Origin of the sequence: Rahnella sp. AN3-3W3 (assembly GCF_003263545.1) — a bacterium.
GTDB lineage: Bacteria > Pseudomonadota > Gammaproteobacteria > Enterobacterales > Enterobacteriaceae > Rahnella > Rahnella variigena.
On sequence record NZ_JYDG01000101.1, the window covers coordinates 1 to 24477 of the forward strand.

At 53.6% G+C, this 24477-nt stretch carries 21 protein-coding genes; 11 read left to right on the forward strand and 10 right to left on the reverse strand.

Annotated features, from left to right (window positions below; all coding sequences use genetic code 11):
- Together UC15_RS21745 and UC15_RS21750 are read left to right on the forward strand one after the other, a co-directional pair.
- Window positions 1-366, forward strand: a 366-nt coding sequence (locus UC15_RS21745) for a VENN motif pre-toxin domain-containing protein (RefSeq protein ID WP_157961021.1), incomplete at its 5' end; no start/stop codon positions are given.
- A gap of 112 nt (window positions 367-478) precedes the next feature.
- Window positions 479-745: a hypothetical protein gene (locus UC15_RS21750; RefSeq protein WP_112290879.1), complete on the forward strand. Its 267-nt coding sequence runs from the start codon at window positions 479-481 to the stop codon at window positions 743-745.
- Window positions 746-860: 115 nt separating this feature from the next.
- On the opposite strand, the gene UC15_RS26095 is transcribed toward UC15_RS21750, so the two are convergent.
- The gene (locus UC15_RS26095) at window positions 861-1061 is read right to left on the reverse strand and encodes a hypothetical protein (RefSeq protein WP_232829964.1); all 201 of its coding nucleotides are present in this window, start codon (window positions 1059-1061) and stop codon (window positions 861-863) included.
- Here UC15_RS26095 and UC15_RS26100 point away from each other — a divergent pair.
- Both UC15_RS26100 and UC15_RS21765 read left to right on the forward strand, forming a co-directional pair.
- Window positions 975-2852, forward strand: a complete 1878-nt coding sequence (locus UC15_RS26100) for a VENN motif pre-toxin domain-containing protein (RefSeq protein ID WP_369964585.1) — start codon at window positions 975-977, stop codon at window positions 2850-2852. The genes UC15_RS26095 and UC15_RS26100 overlap by 87 nt on opposite strands.
- Before the next feature lie 14 nt (window positions 2853-2866).
- Window positions 2867-3115 (forward strand): hypothetical protein, encoded by a 249-nt coding sequence (locus UC15_RS21765; protein ID WP_112290881.1) that lies wholly within the window; start codon window positions 2867-2869, stop codon window positions 3113-3115.
- Between the two features lie 80 nt (window positions 3116-3195).
- Here the strand turns inward: UC15_RS21765 and UC15_RS21770 are convergent, their stop codons facing one another.
- Window positions 3196-3699 (reverse strand): SRPBCC domain-containing protein, encoded by a 504-nt coding sequence (locus UC15_RS21770; protein WP_112290882.1) that lies wholly within the window; start codon window positions 3697-3699, stop codon window positions 3196-3198.
- A 190-nt stretch (window positions 3700-3889) separates the two neighbouring features.
- Window positions 3890-4987 carry an NADH:flavin oxidoreductase/NADH oxidase gene (locus UC15_RS21775; RefSeq protein ID WP_112290884.1) on the reverse strand — a complete coding sequence of 366 codons (1098 nt, stop codon included), beginning with the start codon at window positions 4985-4987 and terminating at the stop codon, window positions 3890-3892.
- 122 nt (window positions 4988-5109) lie between these two features.
- Here UC15_RS21775 and UC15_RS21780 point away from each other — a divergent pair, with 122 nt between their 5' ends.
- Together UC15_RS21780 and UC15_RS21785 are read left to right on the forward strand one after the other, a co-directional pair.
- Window positions 5110-6012, forward strand: coding sequence for a LysR family transcriptional regulator (locus tag UC15_RS21780; RefSeq protein WP_198659750.1), 903 nt, complete (start codon window positions 5110-5112; stop codon window positions 6010-6012).
- A gap of 49 nt (window positions 6013-6061) precedes the next feature.
- Window positions 6062-6358 carry a SelT/SelW/SelH family protein gene (locus UC15_RS21785; protein ID WP_112290885.1) on the forward strand — a complete coding sequence of 99 codons (297 nt, stop codon included), beginning with the start codon at window positions 6062-6064 and terminating at the stop codon, window positions 6356-6358.
- A gap of 45 nt (window positions 6359-6403) precedes the next feature.
- Here UC15_RS21785 and UC15_RS21790 read toward each other — a convergent pair whose 3' ends face one another.
- From UC15_RS21790 to UC15_RS21800, 3 genes are read right to left on the reverse strand one after another with little or no spacing between them, the layout of a single operon-like run.
- Window positions 6404-9652, reverse strand: coding sequence for a type I restriction endonuclease subunit R (locus tag UC15_RS21790; protein ID WP_112290887.1), 3249 nt, complete (start codon window positions 9650-9652; stop codon window positions 6404-6406).
- Window positions 9649-11004, reverse strand: coding sequence for a restriction endonuclease subunit S (locus UC15_RS21795; RefSeq protein ID WP_112290888.1), 1356 nt, complete (start codon window positions 11002-11004; stop codon window positions 9649-9651). The genes UC15_RS21790 and UC15_RS21795 overlap by 4 nt, the downstream gene beginning before the upstream one ends.
- Window positions 11001-13349: a class I SAM-dependent DNA methyltransferase gene (locus tag UC15_RS21800; protein WP_112290890.1), complete on the reverse strand. Its 2349-nt coding sequence runs from the start codon at window positions 13347-13349 to the stop codon at window positions 11001-11003. The genes UC15_RS21795 and UC15_RS21800 overlap by 4 nt, the downstream gene beginning before the upstream one ends.
- 236 nt (window positions 13350-13585) lie before the next feature.
- On the opposite strand from UC15_RS21800, the gene UC15_RS21805 reads away from it, so the two are divergent.
- A complete protein-coding gene (locus tag UC15_RS21805; protein WP_112290892.1) occupies window positions 13586-15373 on the forward strand; it encodes a methyl-accepting chemotaxis protein in 1788 nt (595 codons plus the stop codon).
- Between the two features lie 86 nt (window positions 15374-15459).
- Here UC15_RS21805 and UC15_RS21810 read toward each other — a convergent pair whose 3' ends face one another.
- The 4 genes from UC15_RS21810 to UC15_RS21825 all read right to left on the reverse strand — a co-directional run bounded on the left by UC15_RS21810 (window position 15460) and on the right by UC15_RS21825 (window position 19468).
- The gene (locus UC15_RS21810) at window positions 15460-16617 is read right to left on the reverse strand and encodes a M20 aminoacylase family protein (RefSeq protein WP_112290894.1); all 1158 of its coding nucleotides are present in this window, start codon (window positions 16615-16617) and stop codon (window positions 15460-15462) included.
- A gap of 136 nt (window positions 16618-16753) precedes the next feature.
- Window positions 16754-16987, reverse strand: a complete 234-nt coding sequence (locus UC15_RS21815; RefSeq protein ID WP_112290895.1) for a DUF333 domain-containing protein — start codon at window positions 16985-16987, stop codon at window positions 16754-16756.
- A 226-nt stretch (window positions 16988-17213) separates the two neighbouring features.
- Window positions 17214-17933 (reverse strand): DUF554 domain-containing protein, encoded by a 720-nt coding sequence (locus tag UC15_RS21820; protein WP_112290897.1) that lies wholly within the window; start codon window positions 17931-17933, stop codon window positions 17214-17216.
- A gap of 47 nt (window positions 17934-17980) precedes the next feature.
- A complete protein-coding gene (locus UC15_RS21825) occupies window positions 17981-19468 on the reverse strand; it encodes a UbiD family decarboxylase (RefSeq protein ID WP_112290898.1) in 1488 nt (495 codons plus the stop codon).
- Window positions 19469-19623: 155 nt separating this feature from the next.
- On the opposite strand from UC15_RS21825, the gene UC15_RS21830 reads away from it, so the two are divergent.
- The 4 genes from UC15_RS21830 to paoC all read left to right on the forward strand — a co-directional run bounded on the left by UC15_RS21830 (window position 19624) and on the right by paoC (window position 24375).
- Window positions 19624-20535, forward strand: coding sequence for a LysR substrate-binding domain-containing protein (locus UC15_RS21830; protein WP_112290900.1), 912 nt, complete (start codon window positions 19624-19626; stop codon window positions 20533-20535).
- A gap of 151 nt (window positions 20536-20686) precedes the next feature.
- The gene (paoA, locus tag UC15_RS21835) at window positions 20687-21226 is read left to right on the forward strand and encodes an aldehyde dehydrogenase iron-sulfur subunit PaoA (protein ID WP_112290901.1); all 540 of its coding nucleotides are present in this window, start codon (window positions 20687-20689) and stop codon (window positions 21224-21226) included.
- A complete protein-coding gene (locus UC15_RS21840; protein WP_112290903.1) occupies window positions 21223-22173 on the forward strand; it encodes a xanthine dehydrogenase family protein subunit M in 951 nt (316 codons plus the stop codon). Before paoA ends, UC15_RS21840 begins: the two co-directional genes overlap by 4 nt.
- Before the next feature lie 3 nt (window positions 22174-22176).
- Window positions 22177-24375 carry an aldehyde oxidoreductase molybdenum-binding subunit PaoC gene (gene paoC, locus UC15_RS21845; RefSeq protein WP_112290905.1) on the forward strand — a complete coding sequence of 733 codons (2199 nt, stop codon included), beginning with the start codon at window positions 22177-22179 and terminating at the stop codon, window positions 24373-24375.
- Window positions 24376-24477 lie beyond the last annotated feature (102 nt).

Below are 24477 nucleotides of genomic sequence, written 5' to 3' on the forward strand. Positions count from 1 at the left end.
GTAGTTGCGCTGGCAACGTTAGCCTCAGGGATCGCCGGTGGCGTAGTCGGAGGAGAGGTAAGCTCGGGGATCGATGGGGCTAAGGGCGGGAAGAATGAGGCGGAGAATAATGCGCTGGGGCGTAATTGTAGTCCAATGACTTGTAAATCCTTGGTTGATCCGATGGATGGTGGATTTGGAGGCGGGGGGCCACGTGGTGGATCATACAATCCTACGGGAAGAAGTGGGAATCCCATAAATACTAAAGGCTCCAACGTATCCACAGTTATCGGTGAACGGAATTACTCAGCCCATGCTGTTGACCGTATGCAAGGAAGAGGAATTCCACCATCAGCAATAGAAAATACAATCAAAACTGGAACATAATATTCCACTACATCTGGGACGACTGGTTACTATGATTCGACAAATAATTTGCGTGTAATTGTTAACTCAAATACTGGGAGTGTTGTGACAGTTATTCCAGGGGCAACGAAAAATGAATAATGTAATGCTATATGAAAAAATAAGAACCATTTTACTGCACGATTGGGATCCAATCGGTGTTAGTGATTTACCAGACGCTCAGGATGAATATGACTCATATGTACACCCAATCTCTGAGATGCTTAATCAAGGAAAAAGTGTTAACGAAATCTATACTTACCTTCGGTGGGTTGTTAATGATTACATGTGTTTGGATGGTAATGAAGATGTGGAACATGCTATTGCTGAGAAGTTAGTAAATATATTAATAACCCATTAAATACAACAAGATCCCGGCCTAGTCGCCGGGATCTTGTTATCTATCATTCAGCCGCAGCACATCGTTGCGTACCCCGCTGGTCTCCGGAAAAGGTGAAGTTTGAGTCACTTAGTAATTAAGCTAGGCTGTTAATCCGGACGCTCTTTAAAAACCTGGCATCAGAATCTTCGCCGACATCAACGCTGCCGCAGGCAACAACCTGAACATCAATGCCGGTAACGATCTGAACATCAGAGGCGCTCAGGTTTCCGGTGAGCAGATCACCGCTGAGATTGGCCGCAACCTGACGGCCGAAAGCCTGCAGGACACCGAACATTACGATTCGAAACAGCAGAGCGCCGCAGCGGGCGGCAGCTTTACCTGGGGCGGCGGTGGCGGCAGCGGGTACATCAGCCTGACGCAGGACAAAATGAACGCCGACTATGCCAGCGTCACCGACCAGAGCGGCATATTCGCGGGCAACGGCGGCTTCGACATCACCGTCGGCAACCACACCCAGCTTAACGGCGGCGTGATTGCCTCCGGTGCCACGTCGGACAAAAACCGCCTCGATACCGGCACGCTGGGCTGGAACGACATCCGCAACAAAGCCGATTACAGCGTCGAGAGCAGCAGCGCCAGCATGAGCTCCAGCGGCAACACCGCCTCACAGTTCATGGGCAATATGGCTAACGGCATGCTCGCCGGGCTGAACAACGACGGCAGCGCCGCCAGCACTACCGGTTCCGCTGTCGCGGACGGCACGATCGTCATCCGCGATAAAGAGAAACAGACGCAGGATGTCGCTGAGTTAAGCCGCGACACCGACAACGCCCACAGCACGCTGGCGCCGATCTTCGATGCCGCTAAAGAACAGCAGCGCATCGACGAGAACCGCGCCATCGCGCAGATTGGCTCGCAGGTCGCGGACATCGTGCGCACCGAAGGGAAAATCGCGGCACAGGAAGCGGCGAAAAATCCCGACAATCTCGCCGCCGCGAAAGCCGCGCTGGAAGCCGAAGGGAAAACGCCAACTGGTGAAGACATCGCCAGACGCGCCTACGACACGGCGCTAAACGACTACGGCACCGGCAGCGATAAACAGAAAGCCGTTCAGGCGATTACCGCCGCCATACAAGGCCTGACGGGAGGCGACTGGGGCTCCGCCGTGGCGGGCTCCGCCGCGCCTTACATGGCTGAATACATCAAAACCCACACCGCCGAAGGCGCTGAACGCATCATCAGCCACGCGCTGGCCGGTGCCGTCGTCGCCGACATGCAAGGCGGCAATGCCGCTGCCGGCGCGGCCGGTGCCGGGCTGTCAGCCGCAGGCGCGAAGTACATCGCCGAAGCGCTCTATCCAGGCAAAGACATCAAAGATCTGAGCGAACAAGAGAAACAAGGCGTAGTTGCGCTGGCAACGTTAGCCTCAGGGATCGCCGGTGGCGTTGTGGGGGGAGATGTAAGCTCGGGGATTGATGGGGGTAAGGGCGGGAAGAATGAGGTTGAGAATAATGCGCTGAGTAGTCTTGGTGACGTTTTTGGTAGCCAGGGTGGTAAGTATTTTGAAGGTGCTGCCTCTTTAGAAAAAGAGCTTTTGCATGATCCAAATCTGACTGATCAAGAAAAACAGACAATTCGTGATCAATACATAAAAGGCGACCTACCTGAGGATGTCATCAAGGCTATCTTGGAAAATAATCCAGGATCAGACACTGTGATGGCATTATTGAATGCAAAAAATCCAGAAGACTATGCGTTAGCATTATTAAGTTCATTACCTGCTGAACGAGCACTAGCCTTAATTGGGAAAATGACAAAAGGCGCTCAGGTGACTGGAGTCTTTAATATAGCTGATCGAGTTTACGCTCAATTAAATGATCCGAGGTTGGGTAATTTATCTGGAAAACTTAACGCTGCGGAGCTGCAGAAGCTTGCTAACAACCCCGCAGCTGTACGTGTTTATGATGCAAGGAGTGGCCATATCAATGTAATACAAAGTGTTGATGGAAAACTTTTGCGTATTACAGTACCAAATAATGAAATGAAGATAATATCTGTCGGCCCTATAAGGCCAAACCAAGTGAAAAATCTTATCGAGAAAGGCTCTTTTGTTCCTTTACCTTGAGGTGTTTAACGAGAATGGCAAAAATACATATTGAAGAAATACAAAAATATCTTGCGGCACGAGGTGAAAAAGATGCATTACCTCATGTGAACAACGGCGAAGGTTATTTCCTTGAAATCCGATTTGATAAACAAACGCAGAAGGCTTCACACTGCATTGATGAAGAGCTTAAAAACAAAGTTATCACGGCTGATTGTCCTTACGGAATGGTGACAATTATTTTTGGTGATGACGGGCAACTCGTCTCTTTAGATTTAAGTTGATCGCTCAATCCCGCCATTGTTGGCGGGATCTTACTTTATACGTCAGCTAATTACGCTTCAGTCGCCAGCCGGATGATCAGCTATCCCCGCGCCGCTTTAATCATCCCGTCCAGCCATTCCTGATGACCGTTGATCATCGGGTTAGGTCGCGTTATTGCCAGTTCGCGTGCCGGTTTTCCATTTTGCGTTTCCTGCGTCAGGATACGTACGCGGCCGCCGGACAGTTCTTCGATAAGCCACGCGTGATGCACGTCGAGACGGGTGTCGGCATCGCCTTCTGCCCAGCCGTGCCACGCCATTCGCGCTGGCTGGCCTTTGACCGGCGGGACGTATTCATTAATCTGCGCTTCCACCGGAAAACCAAAGGTGCTGAAACGAAAACGTGCGCCGTCGCTCAGGCCCGGTCCGCTGCCGTCGTGGAAGTCAATATCAGATGCATTACTGTAGTAAACCGGCCAGGCGGCAGTGTTATCAAGCTGTGCCCAGAGGTCTTCCACGGTCACGCCGGTGATGATCATTTCGTTAGACGCGAAGTTGTCGGTTTCGCCGGGAATATAGCCCTGTGGCCAGTTAATCGCATTCATGTGTGTTTCCTTTTTATCTGTGGAACAGCCCACTGGCTGGTGTTCACAAAGAATACGCATCGCTGAGATATTACGGAAATCACCGCTTGTGATGATAAATATTCATTATTTTTATATCTAAGCGCCGGACAAAAAAACAGGCAGAAGAAAGCTTCTGCCTGTGGGTTAATGCGCTGATGTAAAACGAATATCAGCTGATGCTGTAACGCTCAAGCCAGTGTGCATAAGGCGCAGGCAGAACCCATGAAGGGTTGTCTTCTCCCAGTTCTTTCGCCAGCGCATACGGATAATGCGGGTTGGCGAGCATAGCGCGGCCAATCATCACCAGATCCATATCTTGTTCGCTGATACAACGCTCGGCGATTTCAGCGGAAGCGACGCCCCATGAACTTGCCACCGGTAAACCGGCTTCGGCACGCACACGACGCGACACCGGTGCCAGGAAACCAGCACCCCATGGGATCTGTGCTTCCCAGGTCGAGAAACCGACGCTGACGTTAAGCATATCCAGCCCTTTCTCACGCAGAATACGGGTCAGTTCGATAGATTCCGCCAGGGTTTCTTCATCACGGCCATCGTATTCGATCACGCCAAAACGCGCGGTGATCGGCAGGTTTTTCGGCCAGACGGCATTCACGGCATCGAAAGTTTCAATCAGGAAACGGCTGCGACCAGCGAAATCACCGCCGTATTCGTCGGTGCGGGTGTTGGAATGCACGGAGAAGAAGCTTTGCGCCAGATAGCCGTGGGCGAAATGCAGTTCCAGCCATTCAAAACCGGCATCGCGTGCGCGTTTTGCGGCAGCGACAAAATCGGCCATCACGCGCTGGATATCGGCTTTGGTCATTTCTTTCGGCACTTTTGGCAGATGTTTGCCGAATGCTACCGCGGATGGCGCAATGGTCGCCCAGCCACGCGGATCGCCTTCAGCAATATGGTCGTCCCCTTCCCACGGCAGATTGGCGCTGGCTTTGCGGCCTGCGTGACCAATCTGGATCCCCGGTACTGCGCCTGCGGCTTTGATGGATTTGGCGATCTTCGCCAGTTCAGCAGCCTGTTCATCGTTCCAGATCCCCAGACATCCCGGGGTGATACGGCCTTCCGGTGAAACCGCCGTCGCTTCGACAATCACCAGGCTCGCGCCGCCGCGTGCCAGCGTGGCGTAATGCACCTGATGCCAGTCATTCGGCACGCCATCAGTGGCGGAATACTGGCACATAGGCGGAACGGCAATGCGGTTTTTTAAGGTGACGTCTTTCAACGTAAACGGCGTAAATAGTGCAGACATAATATTTCCTCGGTGGATTGACACATTCAGCACTCAGAGTGCTGCCAAAGAGCTATAAGCAGAAGTGTAGAAATATTATAGTGCGTATCAAATTTCGTTATAACTCAATCGGTGCCCTGCCCATGCGCAATCTAAAAAGTCTCGACCTCAACCTGCTAAAGACTTTCGATGCATTGCTCGACGAACGCAACGTGACCCGCGCCGCAGAACGTCTTTCCCTGACTCAACCCGCCGTGAGCAGCATGCTGACGCGCCTGCGGGAAAGTTTTGACGACCCGTTATTTGTGCGGGCGCGCTACGGCATCGTACCGACCGAACGCGCGCTGGCGCTGGCTAAACCGGTGAAGCGGGTGATGGCTGAAATCGAGGCACTGTTGCAACCGGAAGTCTTTGTGCCTGCTGACTGCGAGATGACGTTTACCCTCGCCGCTACCGATTACGCGCTGAGCGTGATTATCGTGCCGTTCTTTTCCCTGTTACAGAAGCTGGCGCCCGGCATTCATCTGTCAGTCCAGCGGGTTGAGGATTCGACCATCCAGGGGCGGCTGGAGCGCGGTGAAATCGACCTCGCGCTGCTGACGCCGGAGACAACCCCGCCTGATCTGCATATCCGCCATTTATACGATGAGCGTTATGTTTGTACGCTGCGCAAAGACCATCCGGCGCTGGAACAGGGGACGATTTCGCTCGATACTTTTTGTCAGTACGATCATGCGCTGGTGTCGCTGAGCGGAGAGAATTTTACCGGCGTGACGGATACCGCGCTTCAGGCGCTGGGTAAAAAGCGCAATGTGGTGCTGTCGGTAAACAGTTTTCTGGTGCTGCCGCCGGTCTTACAGACCACAGATTTGATCGCCGTGGTACCGGAACGGCTGGTGCGCGACGTCACAGGGCTGGAAGTCATGCCGCCACCGCTGGACATTCCCGGCTTTACTAAAGTCGCCGCGTGGCACGAACGCTCGCATCTTTCTGCGGCGCATCAGTGGCTTAGACAACTACTGGCGCAGGTCTGTAGCGGACACTAATATCTGCTTTCTAAAACATCGATAAAATCTTCCAAAAAGGGTCAGCACCATGGAAAAACTGCCAGCCATCACCATCACTTATTGTTCCCAATGCAACTGGATGCTTCGCGCCGCATGGATGGCGCAGGAACTGCTGAATTCGTTCAGTACCGATCTGGCCTCCGTGACGCTGGTTCCGGGTACCGGTGGCATTTACGAAATCAAAGTCGATGATGAAATTATCTGGGAACGCAAACGCGACGGCGGTTTTCCGGATGCCGCGCCGCTCAAACAGCGCGTGCGCGATATCTGTTTCCCGGACAGATCGCTGGGGCATGTGGATAAGAAGAAGATTGCTGAAGAGTAAGTCGTTGCATTGACGCTGCGGCTTTAGCCGCAGCCCATTCACGTGTTAACCGGCCTTAAGCATATCTAAAATGACTCTTGCATAGCCTTTAGCGATGGCGGGACTGGAGAGATATTGCAGCATGATTTCCTGCTGGGCGGCGTTACAGTCCATGATGGCTTCATCAACCGCTTTTGGAAAGTCTCCCAGCATCACCTGCTCAGACGTATTATTGGCAAGTTGCGTCATAACCGTCTGGTTTTCAGAAATCTTGCCGCAAACAGTGTGTAAGCCGCTGATCAAATCTTTATCCGTCAGATTATCGGTAATAAACAGTTCGTTTAAACGCTCCAGCACATGCGACAGAAAATCCTCTTTCTTGTCTTTGGGTTTCGCCGAGCCGACGTCATTGCCGGGTTGCAACCGGTCGTCACGACTGCTGTCGGTGAGCCGCAGACTTTGCTCGCGCATTTTCGATAAACGGTAATGGCTCATCACCACGTTATGCAAATCCACGTCGTCTTCCTGCACGTTTTGCTCACGCAGTAAGGGGCGCAGATGCCGTGCGAACAGGCTCAGTTTCTCCAGATCTTTATTATCGTAATCGACGATCTGCGAAATGAACTCATAGAAACGAACAAAGCTGCCGAGGTCTTTTTTGAAGATTTCCAGCCGGTCTTTTTCCTTTTTGCAGTCTTTAAAGGTGTTCTCTGCATTGGCGATAATCACCGGATCCTGCGTTTTTTTGGTGCGTTCAAACATATCTTTCGCCTGCTTATAGGCTTCAATCGCAGAGGCATAGCGTTTCTCCCAGCGCACGACGGCCGGTCTGCTGATATTGCTGAGCGCGGCGCTGGATTTGTTTTTGCTGAAAAAGGCGGTGCAAAACTGTTCGACTTCATTCCACTGAAAAATCCCGCTGGTGCGCAGTTTTTCAAACAGCTCGAAAACGAGCGCCGGATCGGATACGTCCATCAGTTCAGCGGTCTGATAATACGGCTGAAAGGCAGCGAGGATTTCGTCAGGCTGGTCATAGAAATCGAGAATAAAGGTGCCGGATTCGGCCTTGCCGGGATAAATGCGGTTCAGGCGTGAAAGGGTCTGCACGCATTCGACACCGCCGAGCGGTTTATCGACATACATGGCGCACAGTTTCGGCTGATCAAATCCGGTCTGGAATTTGTTTGCTACCAGCATCACCTGATAATCGTCGCTGTCGAAAGCCTTGCGCATATCACGCCCTTTCAGGCCGGGATTCATGTTGAATTCGGTGAATTTCTGCCCCAGTTGTCCGTCACTGTTCGGGTCGTTTTCGGTGAATTCCACCTCACCGGAAAACGCCACCATGGCGCTGATTTTCTGGTAATTATTTTCAATAATGTATTTGTCGAATGCCAGTTTGTAGCGCACCGCTTCCTTACGCGAGCTGGTGACAACCATCGCTTTCGCCTGCCCGCCGAGTAAGTTCATGACGTGATTTTTATAGTGTTCGACAATCACTTTCACTTTCTGCGCAATATTGTGATCATGCAGCCGTACCCACTGACTCAGCCGCCTGCCGGCCTTTTTGCTATCGACTTCTTTATCTGCATCTTGCTGTTTCTGCGCCAGTTTATAAGCCACATGATAGGTGACGTAATTTTTCAGCACGTCGAGAATGAAGCCCTCTTCGATGGCCTGCCGCATGGAATAAACATGAAACGCCTGTGGCCGGTTGGTTTTAGATGCCGGTTCGTTCGGGTTGGGAAGACGGCCAAACAGTTCCAGCGTTTTGGCTTTCGGCGTAGCGGTAAAAGCGTAATAGTTGAGATTATTGCTGCCGCGCCGGGCCGCCATCGTGGCGTCCATGATGTCTTCGGAAGACAGCTCAACGTCGTCGCCGGTATTTTCCAGCATCAGCACTTCTTTCAGCTGACGCGCTGTCGAACCGCTTTGTGAAGAGTGCGCCTCGTCGGCAATGATCGCGTACTGACGCTGTTTCAGGCTCACGCTGTTTTCAATCGCTTTCAGTACAAACGGGAACGTCTGGATGGTGACGATAATAATCGGCTGCGAGTTTTCCAGCGCGGCGGCGAGCTTCTCGGCTTTTGAGCCATCGCCGGTCTTATTATTGATGCGCCCGACCACACCGTCGGCATGTTCAAACTGATAGATTGTGTCCTGAAGCTGATCGTCCAGCACCGTGCGATCAGTGACCACAATCACCGAATGAAACTGCTTTTGTCCGCCGGCGGCATACAGCGTCGAAAGCTGATGCGCCGTCCAGGCAATCGAATTAGATTTGCCGGAACCCGCGCTGTGCTGGATCAGGTATTTATGTCCGCAGCCCTCTTCCGTTGCGGCACGCACCAGTTTATTCACCACATCCCACTGATGATATCGCGGAAATATCAGCGCTTCTTTTTTGTATTTCAGTCCCTGCCAGTCTTCTTTTTCATCGATTTGCAGATGCACGTAACTGCCCAAAATGGTCAGCAGGTTATCGGGCAGCAACACTTCATTCCACAGATAATCCGTCGCGTAACGGGTCTGGTCGGCGGGCATCGGATTGCCCTTTCCGCCTTCCGGCGTAGCTTTGTTGAACGGCAGAAAAAAGGTCTGATCGCCCGCCAGCCGGGTGGTCATGAATACGTCGTACTGGCTGACGGCGAAATGCACCAGCGCCCCGCGCTTGAATGTCAGCAGCGGCTCCGGCTTTTTGGTCGCCGGATCTTTCGGCAGGCGGGTGTCTTTGTACTGAGCGATGGCGCTTTGCACCGTCTGCTTAAACTCGGATTTCAGCTCCAGGGTGGCAACCGGCAGACCATTGACGAACAACACCAGATCGATGCGCCAGCTTTTAGCTTTCACCCCGCTTGCCGCAAAATGCTCCGCGCTGGCATACGGGCTGTACACCAGTTCCGGCACCACGCGGCAGATATTTTGCCGATAACGCGTCAGCGTATCGGGATTCAGGTCGTGCTCGGGTTTGAACTGGCACAAGGTAAAACTGGCATTGCGGATCTTCAGGTCGTGGCGCAATACGCCGAGGGTGCCGTAAGTACGCGAGAGTTTGTCCGTGGCGTTAGTGTCGGCTTTGCTTAACTGCGCTACCAGCGCATCGAGGAAATGACGTTCGGTATCCTGCGGATACACCCGCGCCAGCTTCTCCCACTCTTTCGGCTGCGTGGTGTGCACAAAGGTCAGAACGTCCTGCAGATACAGCGCCCGCTCGCGATCGTAGCCGTCCGGTTTACCGGTGATCCAGCCGTTAGCGCACAGCTGTGCGATTATCTCATCCTGAAAAATCCTTTCTTTGGTCGGATCCGACATCATGCCATCACCTCGTCAGATTCGGTTTGCGTGACAGGAACCTGCCAGTCACGCACGTCTATTTTGCCGGTGACAGCGGCGGAAATCAGGGCGGTACGGCGTTCTTGCATTAAAGATATTTGATGAGTAGCTAGAGTGATTAGGCTCTCAATTTTCGAACATTTCTGCCGAATATGATCAGAAATTATCATTGCCTCTTTAATTGGCGGGCAAGATATATAAATATTACCTATCACTCCCATACCAATATTTTGCTGAGTACCAAAACTCCAATTTAATTCGATGGCGGTAAGGAATTGCTGAGATCTTAAAAAGTACAATACAAAATAGGGAAACGCTATTTCACTACATCTAAGGGCTGCTAAGGGAGACCAAATATTAAAATCATTTATAGTTTCTACAATTGCTGAAACTCCAGTTGTTGCGCCTGATTTAACCATATAGATATCATAAAGGTGAGGCTTGTATTTTTCACTAAACCTAATATGATCTTTTATTGATATGCATGCTCTCTGTTTGCTAAAGTCGATAACACCTGACGATATTGCTTCAGCAGAAATAAAAGATATTCCCTCATCAATAAAATTTGGCGTCTCATGCGGACCATCAGTGATTGGAGTTGAGACAATTTTTTTTATCGCCAAAACTTTCCAATGCTCCGGCACTTCCCCCAACCACTCAACACCCGAATCTTTCATCGGCACATCAGGATCCAGCCCTTTGGTCACCGCATGGCTGATCACCGCCTGACGTTTTTCTTTCAACAGTTCAATCAGTTGTTGCTGCTTGTCGATCAGGGTATCGATTTTGGCGGTTTCGTGATCGAGGAAGGTGGCGATTTGGGTTTGTTCTGCAAAGGATGGAATTAAAAGGGGTAATCTCCTAAAATCTTCAAACTTCATTGATTGTCGTAATCCCCCTCCCATGCCATAAAACACTTTTGTCGTATCATAAGAATGAAGAAGACGATACATGAATGGTGAACTCATTTTTTTCGTAAAGACAAGTTTCAAATAAGCCGATGTAATAATCCCTTGTTGTTTTGAAAATCCTACACGAAGACTTCTTTTATCATTCTGGAGATCTGTTAGACGGAGTATTATATTTTGAGGATAAACTAGTTGATAGGTATTAAAAGACTCTGGCAGCAATCCAAAATTATCATCAACGTCTCTGGGTATAATATTTCCATAACTCAACGAAAGAACATTTTTTTCTCTTCCATCTGAGTTTTTTTCGATCGGGGCGTCGCAATTTGAAAATAGTGGTTCTATTGTCCAATGACTAGGCATTGAACCGACCCACTCAACCCCAGACTCCTTATATTCCCCATACGCCTTATACCGCCCGCTCATGAATGCACCTCCTGCAACAGCGCCATGATTTCGGCACTGATCGCATCGAGGTCGGCGTCGATCTCTTTCAGATCGCGTGGGGGCTGATAAACATAGAAATGACGGTTGAACGGGATCTCGTAACCGACGACGCCGATCTCGTTGTCTTTCGTATCGCGTTTGTCGGCGTTGATCCAAGCGTCACTGACGTGCGGTTTTACCTCACGGTCGAAATAGCTTTCGATAAGCAGGCTGGTAGCAACGGAAGGATCGAGCGGAACGTTTTCGTTATCGCGTAAATCACCGTCCGGTTCGAACTCGACCACGTTGCCTTTGTAGCGGAACGCGCCATACAACGGCTGTTCGCTCTCTTTCACGACTTTCTTCACCACCGGTTCGGCTGCCGGATTTTTGGTGGTGATTGCGTCGATAAACTGCTTTCTCTCTCTGGTATCGAGCTTCACGCAAGCAACACTGAGCGCGGTTTTCAGTGAGTGATCAAACTGATTGAAATCGTTGCTGACGCTGTGTTTACCGCCGTCAGTTGCGCCAAAGGCCATCTGAATCTGACGGGCTTTTTCCATCAGCGTGCGTTGCGCCAGCCACAATTTGGCATCGAGCAGGTCTTTAATCTGTTTCTCTTTTAGCTCGGGGAAATCGGCTTTAATGATGGCGCGGGCTTCGGTTTCTACCTGCGAAAAATCGCCATAAATCTGCGCATTCCACGGCGCGGCGAAATCCTGATACAACCGCTCCATCGGCGCGTTAAACGGCTTCGGCGCGAAACGTAAAGTGGCAATGGCCTGATCGGTGATTTGTGCAGAAAGGCGCAGCGGACGTTCAATGGTCAGGCGACGGTAGCCGAAATCGGTGCTGTTAAAGATTTTGCTGGCGAAGGTTTTCGGCGCGTCTTTTTTGCTGCTGGCGGACTGGCGGCCACGGCTGGATTTTTGTTCCGGCGCTTTCTCTAATCCCAGCTCATACAGCGGGGTCGGGTTGATCACCGCAAAATCACCAAAGGTGCGGGTGATGAGTCTGATGTCATCTTCGCCCATCAGATTACGCTTCGACCCTAAAGATTTGCGCATTTTACCGCACAGGTTTGAGCCGTCGATCAGCTGAACCTTGCCCTTACGTGCGCTGTCTTTGTTATTCGACAGGATCCACACATAAGTCGAAATGCCGGTGTTGTAGAACATGTCGGTCGGCAGCGCGACGATGCCTTCAAGCAGGTCGGCTTCCAGAATATAACGGCGGATTTCGCTTTCACCGCTGCCCGCCCCGCCGGTAAACAATGGCGAACCGTTAAGAATAATGCCGATGCGGCCGCCGCCCTCTTTGCCGCCATCGCGCATTTTGCTGATCAGATGCAACAGAAACAGCAGCGAACCGTCGGAAACACGGGGTAATCCGGCACCGAAACGACCATCAAAACCTTTCAGAGTATGTTCGTCGCTGATCTCGGTTTCGATTTTCTTCCAGTCCACACCGAACGGCGGATTGGAGAGCATGTAGTCAAATCTGTCGGCGGGAAGCTGATCATTGGAAAGTGTGTTGCCGAGTTTAATCAGGCTGACGTCCTGCCCTTTGATCAGCATGTCGCCTTTGCAAATGGCGTAGGATTCCGGGTTCAGTTCCTGTCCGAATGCCCGCATCACGGCGTTCGGATTCAGCTCGTGCAGGTATTCCATCCCCGCCGATAAAAAGCCGCCCGTACCCGCCGTCGGATCGTAAATGGTGCGGATGATCCCGTCGCGGGTCAGCGCCTCATCGTCTTTCATAAACACCAGCGCGGTGGTCAGGCGCACAATGTCGCGCGGCGTAAAGTGCTCACCCGCCGTTTCATTGGATCCTTCGGCAAAACGGCGGATCAGTTCTTCAAACACCAGCCCCATATCGTGGTTGGATACCGCCGCCGGGCTGAGATCGGTCGCTGCGACTTTTTGCACCACTTTATACAACAAATTGGCTTCGTCGAGCTGACTGATAAATTCGCTGAATTTGAAGTGTTCAAAAATCTCGCGGGCATCGGTGGAGAAGCTCTGAATGTAGTTCTCCAGGTTATCCCGGGTGTCTTTTTGTCCAAGCTTGCTGAGATTCATCGGCGAGGTGTTGAAAAACGCCAGTCCGCCGGTGGCGCGCAAAATCAGCTTTTCCTGCGCTTCTTCCGGCAACGCCATGGCGTGCACTTTTTGCGCCTGTATCACGACCGCGTCTTTGCTGTTTTCCAGCACGCATTCCAGACGGCGCAGCAAGGCAAAGGGGAGAATGATGCGTCCGTACTGCGACTGTTTGAAATCACCACGTAGCAAATCAGCCACTGACCAGATAAAGGCAGCGGTTTGGGAAAAGTCCATTTTGGTCATAGTTCATCCATGGTGTGCAGGTTGATGAGAGATAAGCGCATTGTTCAACTTATTAAACTCAATAAACCTTATAAATACCATGGTTATTTAACTTTTATTCTTATATAACAACACCTTACGCGAATCACTTAAACAAGCAGGTAATTTAACGCTAAGAATTTTTTTTGTGATCGACTTCAAGTTTTTCCCTTTCCTGCCGATACCAAAAACTTAAGATTCCTTCCAGGGAAACGCCCATGCTAAAGACTATCCGCTCGCGCATTATCACCGCCTGTATCGCCATCGTAGCGTGCTCGCTGGTTATCAATACGTTCCTCAGTTACACCGTTGCTAACAAATACAACCGTCAGGCGACTGACAGTACGCTGAACGCGCTGACCTCCAGCCACACGCAAGGGATCAGCGACTGGGTGAGTTCTAAAACACGGATGATCGATTCACTGCAACAGGTTGCGCTGTCGGAAGATCCGATCCCGGTTCTCAAACAGATCGCCAGCGCAGGTGGGTTTACTAACGTCTACGTCGGATACGCGAATAAAACCGCGAAGTTCTCCGATCCGACCGGTGTGCCCGCAGATTACGATCCGACCGGTCGCCCGTGGTATACGCAGGCAGCCGACGCCGGACATCCGGTTGCCACGCCACCGTATATTGATGCCGGAACCGGTAAGTTAGTGGTGACTTTCGCCGTGCCTGTCATGGAATCTGGCACGCTGAAAGCGATTGTGGCGGGCGATGTATCGATGGACAGCGTGGTGAATAACGTTAATACCGTTCATCCGACGCCAGGCAGTTTCGGCATGCTGGTGGATAAATCCGGCGTTATCATTGCGCATCCTGACGCCAGTCTGGCGCTGAAGCCCTTTACTGCACTGGCGCAAGGCGTGGATTTACCGGCGCTGTTAGCGGCGAATTCACCGCAGGATATTGAACTCAATGGTGTGGTGAAACGCGTGCGCGCCATGCCGGTGGCAGGCACGGAATGGTACACACTGGTGGCGCAGGATCAGAAAGAGTCCACGGCGGGTATGCGATCCCTGCTGACGTCTTCGGTGATTACACTGATGGTGATTGTGCTGCTCTCCGCTGCGGTGATCGGGCTGATTATCAGCAAATCCTTCCGTCGCCTTTCTGTGGTGCGGGATACACTCAACGCCATAAGTTCCGGCGAAGATGACCTCACGCAACGTCTGCCAACGGACGGCCACGACGAGGTGACGCAAATCGCGCAGGCGTTCAACACCTTTGTCGATAAGCTCAGCAAGGTAATGTCGGAAATCCGTACCACCAGCGAATCGGTCAAAATTGCCGCCGATGAAATTGCCGCAGGAAATAACGATTTGTCCGGGCGTACCGAATCCGCGGCGGCCAGCCTGCAACAAACAGCGGCGTCGCTGGAGCAAATCACTGCCACGGTTTCTCAGTCGGCGAGTTCCGCTAAACAGGCGTCCGGCACTGCGCGATCGGCCTCTGAAGCTGCCACACGCGGTGACGAAGTGGTGACCAGAGTCATCACGACAATGGAAAGCATTGAAACGGCGTCGTCGAAAATTGGCGATATTACCGGCGTTATTGACGGCATCGCTTTCCAGACCAATATTCTGGCGCTGAATGCCGCGGTAGAAGCCGCACGCGCAGGTGAACAAGGCCGTGGTTTTGCGGTGGTCGCCAGCGAGGTGCGCAGTCTGGCACAGCGCAGCGCACAGGCGGCGAAGGAGATCAAAGTGCTGATCGAATCTACCGTCAGCAGCGTGGCATCGGGTTCAGCGCAGGTCCGGCTGGCCAGCGACAGCATGAGTGAGATCGTCAGTAATGTGGCGAATGTCAGCAGCGCGATGCTGGAAATCACTCACGCGTCTGAGGAACAGATGCAGAGCATTCACGAAATTAACCGCGCCATCACCCAGCTCGACGGCATGGTGCAGCAGAACGCGGCGATGGTTCAGCAATCCACCGGCGCCGCGTCGGCGTTGCAGGAACAGGCAACCGGACTGGCCATCGCCGTGGGGCATTTCCGGGTGTAATCAACGCTAATCAGGACGGGTCAATATCATGAAAAAGGCCGGACATCTGTAAAATGTCCGGCCTTTTTGTATGCGCGGCGCGGGCGTTATGCTTTCAGTTCACGCTCAACCAGCGTCGTCAGCACGCCGATACCCAGCGGAATAATATCGTCATTAAAGTCATAACGCGGGCTGTGCAAAGACGCTGACGGCGTGGCGCCATCGGCACCTAACCAGAAGTACGCGCCCGGACAGGCTTCGAGTAAATAGGCAAAGTCTTCGGCGGCCATCGACGGCGCATTGTTGAAATGCACTTTCTGAATGCCCGGCGTGTTCTCTGCCGCGACACGCACAATATCCGCCTGCGCCGCATGATTTTGCGTCACCGGATAGCCATATTCCCAGCGCACTTCCCCTTTCACACCAAACGGCTGCGGCACCGCTTTGACGTATTCCTCAATCAGCTGCCAGCAGGTTTCACGGGTTTTACTGCTCAGGCAACGCAGTGTTCCCGACATTTGCAGCGTTTCCGGGATCACGTTGATGGCTTCCCCGGCCTGAAGCTGGGTCAGGCTGATCACCGTTTGTTCCAGCGGCGACAGACGGCGGGAAATCAGACTTTGCAGAGATAAAATCAGTTGCGCGCCAGCCACCACAGGATCGGCACCGAGTTCAGGCATCGCCGCGTGGCAGCCCTTTCCGGTGAGGGTGATATAGAAATTGTCCTGCGACGCCATCATCGGCCCCTGACTGACTGCCACTTCGCCGACCGGCAAGCCCGGCCAGTTATGCAGCGCGTAAACCGCCTGCATCGGGAAGCGTTCAAACAGCCCTTCTTTCACCATCATTTCACCGCCACCGAAATTCTCTTCTGCTGGCTGGAAGATGAAATGCACCGTGCCGCGAAAATGGCGGTTCTCACTAAGATGTTTTGCCAGCCCCAGCAAAATCGACGTATGCCCGTCGTGACCGCAGGCGTGCATCAGCCCCGGGTTTTGCGACTGGTGAGCGAAATCATTTAGTTCGTGAATAGGTAACGCATCGATATCTGCGCGCAAGCCAATGGACGGCCCTTCGCCGTTTCGCAACGTGGCGATAACGCCGGTTTCCGCAATCCCCGTGTGAACTTCAAGACCAAATGACAGCAACAGCTCACTGATTATTTTTGCGGTGCCATGTTCATTCAGCCCCAGTTCCGGGCGCATATGGAAGTCCCTGCGCCAGTGTTTTGCCTGCTCAATAATGTGTTGGGAAATGACCGCCATAAACCCTCTGTGCTGTTCTGAATCCAAAGCGATGAGTTGCTCTCACCGGCACGCTAATGGGTTCAAAGTATCACATCCCGTCGTGAACAGATAAACGTGAAATCGGGTTGTTTGCCTGTGCCTGGCACGTTAATTATTATCCGTGATCCCGGCGGTACAGTTCCCATTCATCGATACCCCGGCCATCTGCAAATACGCAGTCGGCACGGACACCGTGCGGCGTTTGCACACTCACCGATCTGCCGCCTCTCTCATGACAATAGACTGCCGCCGGATTCGCCATACCGGTCTGATGTTTTTGCAGTTTAGGGTGCTCACTGACACAACCCGCCAGTGCTGAAACCATGATGATAAAAAAGAGTTTTTTCATAACGAGCCTTCATAAAAAGAATAAGCGACGGAGGATTCTATTCCCCGCCGCTTCCGGTTATCTACTCCCGTATTCTTAAAAGGCGTGCTGTTTTGGCTTCGTTTATCAGGCGTTCAGCTTTCAGGACAATCTCGTTTTCGCCACGGTTCGCAAACACGAAGAAGGCGGCAACCGCCGCCTCTGCCGGAAGAAGCTGAGTGGTGGGTGATAGCGGAAATGGTCTGAATCAGAAGAAATGAACCCATAAGCTTGATATTGGCATGGCAAGGATCAGCGCCGGCAGCATATTGGCGACCGGGAAGATTTTGATGCCGCAAATACGGAAACCGGTGGCGAACATTAATACACCGCCGACGGCTGAGAAGTCCGCCTGCATTTCCGGCGTGGTCAGCGGCAGAATAAATACTGCGCCGTACGCCAGCAGCAACTGGATGATGAGCTGCGGCACCGCGACCACCGCCACGGCGAAACCGAGTGTGGTGGCAAAAATAGCGGCGGTGAACAAATCGAGGAACGATTTGGCGATCAGCACGCTGGTATCACCGGTCATGCCCTCATGCATGGAACCGAAAATCCCGGTACCGCTGGCGCAAAACAGCACGATAATCGCCACGTAGCTTTGCAGAAACTGTTCCTGAGACGCCTGATCACCCGGATCGGATTTCACAAAAACCTCCACCAGACTGCGCGCTTTACTGCCCATCTTGCCGATGCCCTTCTCCAGATAACAGAGTTCGCCCAGCAGCGCACCGAGGATAACTGACAGCACCATCACCGGCATGTGGCTGACTTTAACTACCAGCACGACGCCCATACACATCGAGGCCGCACCGAAAATCAGCGGCATGGACGTCCGCAGACGTTCCGGCAGCCGGTGACTGAGTAACGCGCCGACAATCCCGCCAAGCAATACGGCGGAACCGTTGATATAAGGTCCGATAATCATGAGTTATTACTCCTGGTCATTAACGTCATAGTTCCGCCGTTGCCTTCTTATTTTTTAGTGAAGCCTGGAATAAAGCGGTTCACATCCACGTCGAGGAACTCGCTGCGCTGGAAATTCGCTTTCAGGTTGTAAGGTACTGTGCAGTCGAAAATGGTTTTGCAGGCAATACCGTGGTCACGTATCGACGGGCTGAAGGCCGGATCGGAAGACGGATCAAGCGGATGGCAGCGCACGCCGGGAATAAAGACCGTGCTGACATCGCCCTGATAGCGGGTGGTCATCGCCCAGATCACGTCGTTGAGATCGAAAATATCAACGTCTTCATCCACCAGCATCACATGTTTCAGCTCTGAGAAGGCAGCAAATGCCAGCAGTGCCGCCTGACGCTGACGACCTTCATCCGCCGCAAAGCGTTTTTTCACCTGCAATACCGCGAGGTATTTACCGGTACCCGGTGACGGGCAGTGAACGTTCTGCACAAAGCCAGGCAGCGCACGTTCCACCATCTGCAAAATACTGGCTTCGGTCGGGATACCGGCCATATTGGTGTGTTCATCGCTCGGCCCGATACAGGTTTGCAGGATCGGATGGCGGCGGTGGGTAATGGCTTTCACTTTAATCACCGGCACTTCGGCCTGTGCCGCACCGGTATAACCCGGGAATTCAGGCATCGCTTTGCCGGTATTCGTGTTCTGGTCTTCGCGAACACGGTAGTTCGGCACCAGTTCACCTTCGATGACCACTTCGGCGTTGGCAATACCGCGCGCATTGACGGTCAGAGCATCCACCAGCTCCACGGCCTGATTACGCAGGCTGCCTGCGATCGACAGCTCGTCAAAGCCCAGCGGCGTAGTTGGCGGCTCAAAACACGCACCGATTTCAATCGCCGGATCAACGCCGATGCTGATGGTAATGGGCAGCGCTTTGCCTGCGGCTTCGGCTTTTTGACGGAACACATCCAGATGGCGGCCAGGCACAAAATACATGGAGATTTCATCTTTGCTCTGCACGCACAGGCGGTGAATAGTGACGTCATGCTCGCCGGTTTCAGGATCAGCGGCGTAGCACATGCCGAGGGTGAAATACGGGCCCGCATCTTCCGGCGTATTGGTCGGCGCTGGCAGGATTTTCAGAATGTCGAAATCCGGATCGGTCGCCAGATGAACCACTTCCTGACAGACCGCTTTTTCATGCGGAATAACAATCGGCGGGATGGGATTAGACACAGAATCTTTCAGCATAAACGCCAGATTTTCCGGCGTGGTGCCAAACAAACGGGCAACACGTTTACGCGAAGACAGCAGGCCAATCAGCACCCGCATGTCGTTATACCCTTTGACCTTATTAAAGATCATCGCCGGCCCCACCTGAGTCGGACGTTTGACGGTGCCGTGTGCGCCAACGTAGCGGTATACACCGGATAACTCCGCAATCGGGTCTACAGGTTCATCGGTGTAGATCAGTTCGTCGTCGTACTGGCTCAACACCTCCAGCGCGGAACGAAGATCAGTCACTTTTGTTTTTTCTTCAGACATCTCATGCCCTTTTAATTCATGTCATTGAGGATACAGCGGCCTGCTGTTCATCGCCGCTACCCCGCCAGTTTGCAAAGAATGGGTGATAAGAGTCCAATAACAATACGCGGCTTTTTAATAAGGAATTATTATGAGAAAAATCCACCGGAGGACATATGGATTACCGACAATTACACTCGTTTGTGGTGCTGGCGGAAGTGCTGCATTTTGGTAAAGCTGCGCTGCAACTGAACATCGCCCAGCCCGCATTAAGCCAGCAAATAAAGGCACTGGAACAGTCTCTGGGGATCCCCCTTTTCACCCGTGATAAGCGCCATGTGGCGCTGACCTTCGAGGGGCAGCAACTGGTAGAAGAAGCGCGCATCGCCATCACCCATTACGAGAAATTCCTCGAGAATGCCCGCAGTTTGCGGCTTGGACATAAAGGACAACTCAAACTGGGTTATGTCGGATCGTCGATTCTGGATCCGGCCCTCGCGCTGTTAATTAATGGTTACCGCAAACATAAACCCGATATTGATATCGTCATTGAAGAACATAACGTTCACGAGCAGCTAACACTTTTGCTCAATTATCAGCTGGATATCGCGCTGGTGCGTTCACCGGTGCCGCAGTTCCCTGAGCTGGAATATCTCGACGTTGCTACCCGTCCGCTGATTGCAGTGCTCCCGCGCGACCATCCGGCCTGTTCAGGGCAAAAAATCGACCTATCCTCGCTGTCGGACTCTCCGTTTCTTATCCAGAAAGATCCGCCGGGTGTCGGCCTCGGCTGGTCAGCACTTAACGCCTGCCAGCAGGCCGGATTTGTGCCGCAGAAAATTCAGTTCACACGCGATGTATCGGTGGCTATCGGGCTGGTATCGATGGGCATGGGCGTGACGTTAGTCCCGGAAACCCAGCGATCAGTGATGATCCCCGATGTGAATTACTGCTTCCTGACCCATCCCGGTGCGACTACCACGCTGACGCTCAGTTGGCAGCGGCATCTGAAAAACAAAGCACTGGCGGATTTCATCCGTTATGCGCGGGAACTGACGAAGCCGGTGAAGGGAAAAAAGCAGGACTGAAAGTGGAATAAACTGAAGAAGCCGGACTTCAGGATTAATCCCAACGCCATCGCCGACTATGCTTAAGGCTTCGTGATAAAAAAATGCCGCAAAGGCACCCGCGAAGTCACCCCCTTTTTGGATTCAAATTTTGTAATACCGGAGGTCTGGCATGAGCAACCATGACAATGAAACACATCAGTCCCATCTTAAAATGAAAGTGAACGGCCAGATCCGCCAGCTGGTCGTGGATACACGCACCACCCTGCTGGACGCCTTGCGCGAAAACCTGCAACTGACCGGCACTAAAAAAGGGTGCGATCACGGTCAGTGCGGTGCCTGTACCGTTATCGTCGATGGCCGCCGTATTAACTCCTGCCTGACATTGGCGGTGATGCATCAGGACGCCGACGTCACCACTATTGAAGGTCTTGGCACGCCTGACAACCTGCATCCGATGCAGGCCGCATTTATCAGACACGACGGCTACCAGTGCGGTTACTGCACGCCGGGGCAGATCTGCTCCTCAGTCGCCGTGTTGCAGGAAATCGAAAGTGGTATTCCCAGCCACGTCACGCTGGATCTGGTTTCCCCTCCACCGCGTACCGCAGAAGAAATCCGCGAACGCATGAGTGGCAATATCTGCCGCTGCGGCGCGTATTCCAACATTCTTGCCGCGATTGAAGACGTCGCCGGAGGGCAAAAACCATGAAGGCTTTTACCTATGAACGGGTGAAGACACCCGCCGACGCAGCCAGCAGTGCCTTACAGCATCCCGGTGCAAAATTTATTGCAGGCGGCACCAACCTTCTGGATCTGATGAAACTTGAGATCGAGCAACCTTCCCATCTGATTGACGTCAACGGTCTGGCACTGGATACCATTGAACCCGACGGCAACGGCGGTTTGCGCATTGGCGCGCTGGTACGTAATACCGATCTGGCCGCTGATTTGCGCATCCGCTGCGACTATGCCGTGCTGTCGCGGGCGCTGCTGGCAGGAGCCTCCGGCCAGTTACGCAATCAGGCGACTACCGCCGGTAACCTGCTCCAGCGTACCCGCTGCCCGTATTTTTACGATACCAACCAGCCGTGCAATAAACGTCAGCCCGGCAGTGGTTGTGCGGCCATCAGGGGCTTCAGCCGCCAGCATGCCGTCGTCGGCGCAAGCGCGGCCTGCATCGCCACACACCCGAGCGACATGGCCGTCGCGATGCAATTGCTCGATGCCGTAGTGGAAACCATCAACCCTGACGGCGCGGTGCGCCTCATTCCGCTGGCCGACTTCTACCTTGCACCGGGCGATACGCCACATCTGGAAACCGTGCTGGCCACAGGTGAACTGATCACCGCCGTTATCCTGCCGCCCCCTGCGGGAGGCACGCATGTTTACCGCAAAGTCCGTGACCGCGCATCTTACGCTTTTGCGCTGGTGTCGGTTGCTGCCATCGTACAGCCCGACGGCACCGGTCGTGTCGCACTCGGCGGTGTGGCGCATAAACCCTGGAGGCTGGCAGAAGCCGATGTACAGGTGGCGAACGGTGCGGGAGAGGTTTACGCGCGGTTGTTCGCCGCTGCGCAACCGACGCCTGAGAATGCGTTCAAGCTGATACTGGCGAAGCGAACGCTCGCCTCCGTGCTGACTGAAACGAGGGCATAACTGATGAAATTCGACACGCCTGCAACAGACAATCCGATCGACCAGATGAAAGTGGTCGGTCGTGCGCATGACCGCATCGACGGTCCGCTAAAAACCACCGGCACCGCGCCCTACGCTTACGAATGGCAGAATGAAGTACCGGGCGCAGCCTATGGTTATGTCCTTGGTGCCGCCATTGCCAAAGGCCGTATCACCGCGATGGATCTGCATGACGCCGAAACCGCGCCCGGCGTGCTGGCGATCGTCACGGCGGCCAACGCCGGTAAGCTGGGCAAAGGCGACATGAACGCCGCCACACTGCTCGGCGGCCCGCAGATTGAACACTATCATCAGGCGATTGCTGTGGTGGTCGCGGAAACGTTCGAGCAGGCACGCGCCGCCGCGTCACTGATCAACGTTGATTACCAGCGTGAACAAGGTGCGTACAGCCTGGCGGAGCAAAAGCCTGCCGTCACCACGCCGCCGGAAGATACGCCAGACAAAACCGCAGGTGATTTCGCCAGCGCCTTCGCCGCCTCGCCGGTGCAGCATGACGCCATTTATACGACGCCGGATCAGAGCCATATGGCGATGGAACCGCACGCCTCGCTGGCCGTCTGGGAAGGCGACAAGCTGGTCCTGCGCACCTCGAACCAGATGATCGCCTGGTGTCGCAGTGAACTTGCCAAAACGCTGAATATTCCCGAAGAGAAGGTGCGGGTGATTTCGCCGTACATCGGCGGCGGTTTCGGCGGCAAACTGTTTCTGCGCAGCGATGCCGTGCTGGCGGCACTGGCGGCGCGTGCCGTCAACAGACCGGTGAAAGTGATGTTGCCGCGACCGCTGATCCCTAATAACACCACGCACCGTCCGGCCACTATTCAGCACATCCGCATCGGCACCGATGAAAAAGGCCGCATCACTGCCATCGCCCACGAAAGCTGGTCCGGCAACCTGCCAGGCGGCGCACCGGAGCTGGCCGTTCAGCAAAGCGAACTGCTTTACGCGGGCAAAAACCGCCTGACCGGACTGCGGCTGGCACAGCTGGATCTGCCCGAAGGCAATTCCATGCGTGCTCCAGGAGAAGCGCCCGGCCTGATGGCGCTGGAAATCGCTATCGACGAAGTGGCGGAGAAAGCCGGCGTTGATCCGGTGGAGTTTCGTATTCTGAACGACACGCAGGTCGATCCGCTCAATACCGAGCGTTTCTTTTCACGTCGTCAGTTGATCGAGTGCCTGCGCACCGGCTCAGATAAATTCGGCTGGCACCGGCGTAACGCCACACCGGCACAGGTTCGCGATGGACGCTGGCTGATCGGTATGGGTGTCGCGGCGGGTTTTCGTAACAATCTGCTGGATAAATCCGGTGCGCGGGTGCATCTCGACGCGCAGGGCATCGTGACGGTGGAGACCGATATGACCGATATCGGCACCGGCAGTTACACCATTATCGCCCAGACCGCCGCTGAGATGATGGGCGTTCCCATGGAAAAAGTGGTGGTGCGTTTGGGTGATTCCGACTTCCCGGTGTCTGCCGGTTCCGGCGGCCAGTGGGGAGCGAATACGTCCACCGCCGGGGTGTACGCCGCCTGCGTGAAACTGCGCGAAGCAGTCGCTGAAAAGCTCGGGTTTAATGCAGATAACGCCGTGTTTACCGATGAACTGATTTGTCAGGGCGAGCGCACCGCCCCGCTCGCCACAGCCGCAGCCAGCGGAACCCTCACCGTGGAAGACACCATCGAGTTCGGCGGGCTGGACAAGACGTTTCAGCAATCGACCTTCGCTGCGCATTTCGTGGAAGTCGGCGTAGATATCGCGACCGGCGAAACCCGCGTCCGCCGTATGCTGGCGGTCTGCGCTGCGGGCCGGATACTTAACCCGAAAACGGCACGCAGCCAGGTGATCGGCGCGATGACCATGGGCGTCGGCGCGGCGCTGACCGAAGAACTGAATATCGATAAAGAGTTGGGATATTTTGTGAATCACGATCTGGCAGCCTATGAAGTGCCGGTTCACGCCGACATCCCTGATCAGGAAGTGATTTTCCTCGACGACACCGACCCGGTTTCTTCACCCATGAAAGCCAAAGGCGTCGGCGAACTGGGCCTGTGCGGCGTCAGCGCCGCCATCGCCAATGCCATTTACAACGCCACAGGCATCAGGGTTCGCGATTATCCGGTGACGCTGGATAAACTGATTGAGGGACTGCCGGAGATTGAGTGAGTTCGTCAGAGAGAAAGATCTATGCCCGCAGGGAGGTGCTGCGGGCATGGGGGGAATTTTGGGGGGTTACTAAAGGCAACAGCATTCACCACTTATCGACTA

Bases quoted from the DNA above. Each gene is read 5' to 3' on its own strand.
- UC15_RS21790 (WP_112290887.1), bottom strand. From the start codon at position 9,652: ATGATGTCGGATCCGACCAAAGAAAGGATTTTTCAGGATGAGATAATC.
- UC15_RS21795 (WP_112290888.1), bottom strand. From the start codon at position 11,004: ATGAGCGGGCGGTATAAGGCGTATGGGGAATATAAGGAGTCTGGGGTT.
- UC15_RS21785 (WP_112290885.1), top strand. From the start codon at position 6,062: ATGGAAAAACTGCCAGCCATCACCATCACTTATTGTTCCCAATGCAAC.
- UC15_RS21830 (WP_112290900.1), top strand. From the start codon at position 19,624: ATGGATTACCGACAATTACACTCGTTTGTGGTGCTGGCGGAAGTGCTG.
- UC15_RS21815 (WP_112290895.1), bottom strand. From the start codon at position 16,987: ATGAAAAAACTCTTTTTTATCATCATGGTTTCAGCACTGGCGGGTTGT.
- UC15_RS21820 (WP_112290897.1), bottom strand. From the start codon at position 17,933: ATGATTATCGGACCTTATATCAACGGTTCCGCCGTATTGCTTGGCGGG.
- paoC (WP_112290905.1), top strand. From the start codon at position 22,177: ATGAAATTCGACACGCCTGCAACAGACAATCCGATCGACCAGATGAAA.
- UC15_RS21765 (WP_112290881.1), top strand. From the start codon at position 2,867: ATGGCAAAAATACATATTGAAGAAATACAAAAATATCTTGCGGCACGA.
- UC15_RS21810 (WP_112290894.1), bottom strand. From the start codon at position 16,617: ATGGCGGTCATTTCCCAACACATTATTGAGCAGGCAAAACACTGGCGC.
- paoA (WP_112290901.1), top strand. From the start codon at position 20,687: ATGAGCAACCATGACAATGAAACACATCAGTCCCATCTTAAAATGAAA.
- UC15_RS21805 (WP_112290892.1), top strand. From the start codon at position 13,586: ATGCTAAAGACTATCCGCTCGCGCATTATCACCGCCTGTATCGCCATC.
- UC15_RS21750 (WP_112290879.1), top strand. From the start codon at position 479: ATGAATAATGTAATGCTATATGAAAAAATAAGAACCATTTTACTGCAC.
- UC15_RS26095 (WP_232829964.1), bottom strand. From the start codon at position 1,061: ATGTTCGGTGTCCTGCAGGCTTTCGGCCGTCAGGTTGCGGCCAATCTC.
- UC15_RS21770 (WP_112290882.1), bottom strand. From the start codon at position 3,699: ATGAATGCGATTAACTGGCCACAGGGCTATATTCCCGGCGAAACCGAC.
- UC15_RS21800 (WP_112290890.1), bottom strand. From the start codon at position 13,349: ATGACCAAAATGGACTTTTCCCAAACCGCTGCCTTTATCTGGTCAGTG.
- UC15_RS21840 (WP_112290903.1), top strand. From the start codon at position 21,223: ATGAAGGCTTTTACCTATGAACGGGTGAAGACACCCGCCGACGCAGCC.
- UC15_RS21780 (WP_198659750.1), top strand. From the start codon at position 5,110: ATGCGCAATCTAAAAAGTCTCGACCTCAACCTGCTAAAGACTTTCGAT.
- UC15_RS21825 (WP_112290898.1), bottom strand. From the start codon at position 19,468: ATGTCTGAAGAAAAAACAAAAGTGACTGATCTTCGTTCCGCGCTGGAG.
- UC15_RS21775 (WP_112290884.1), bottom strand. From the start codon at position 4,987: ATGTCTGCACTATTTACGCCGTTTACGTTGAAAGACGTCACCTTAAAA.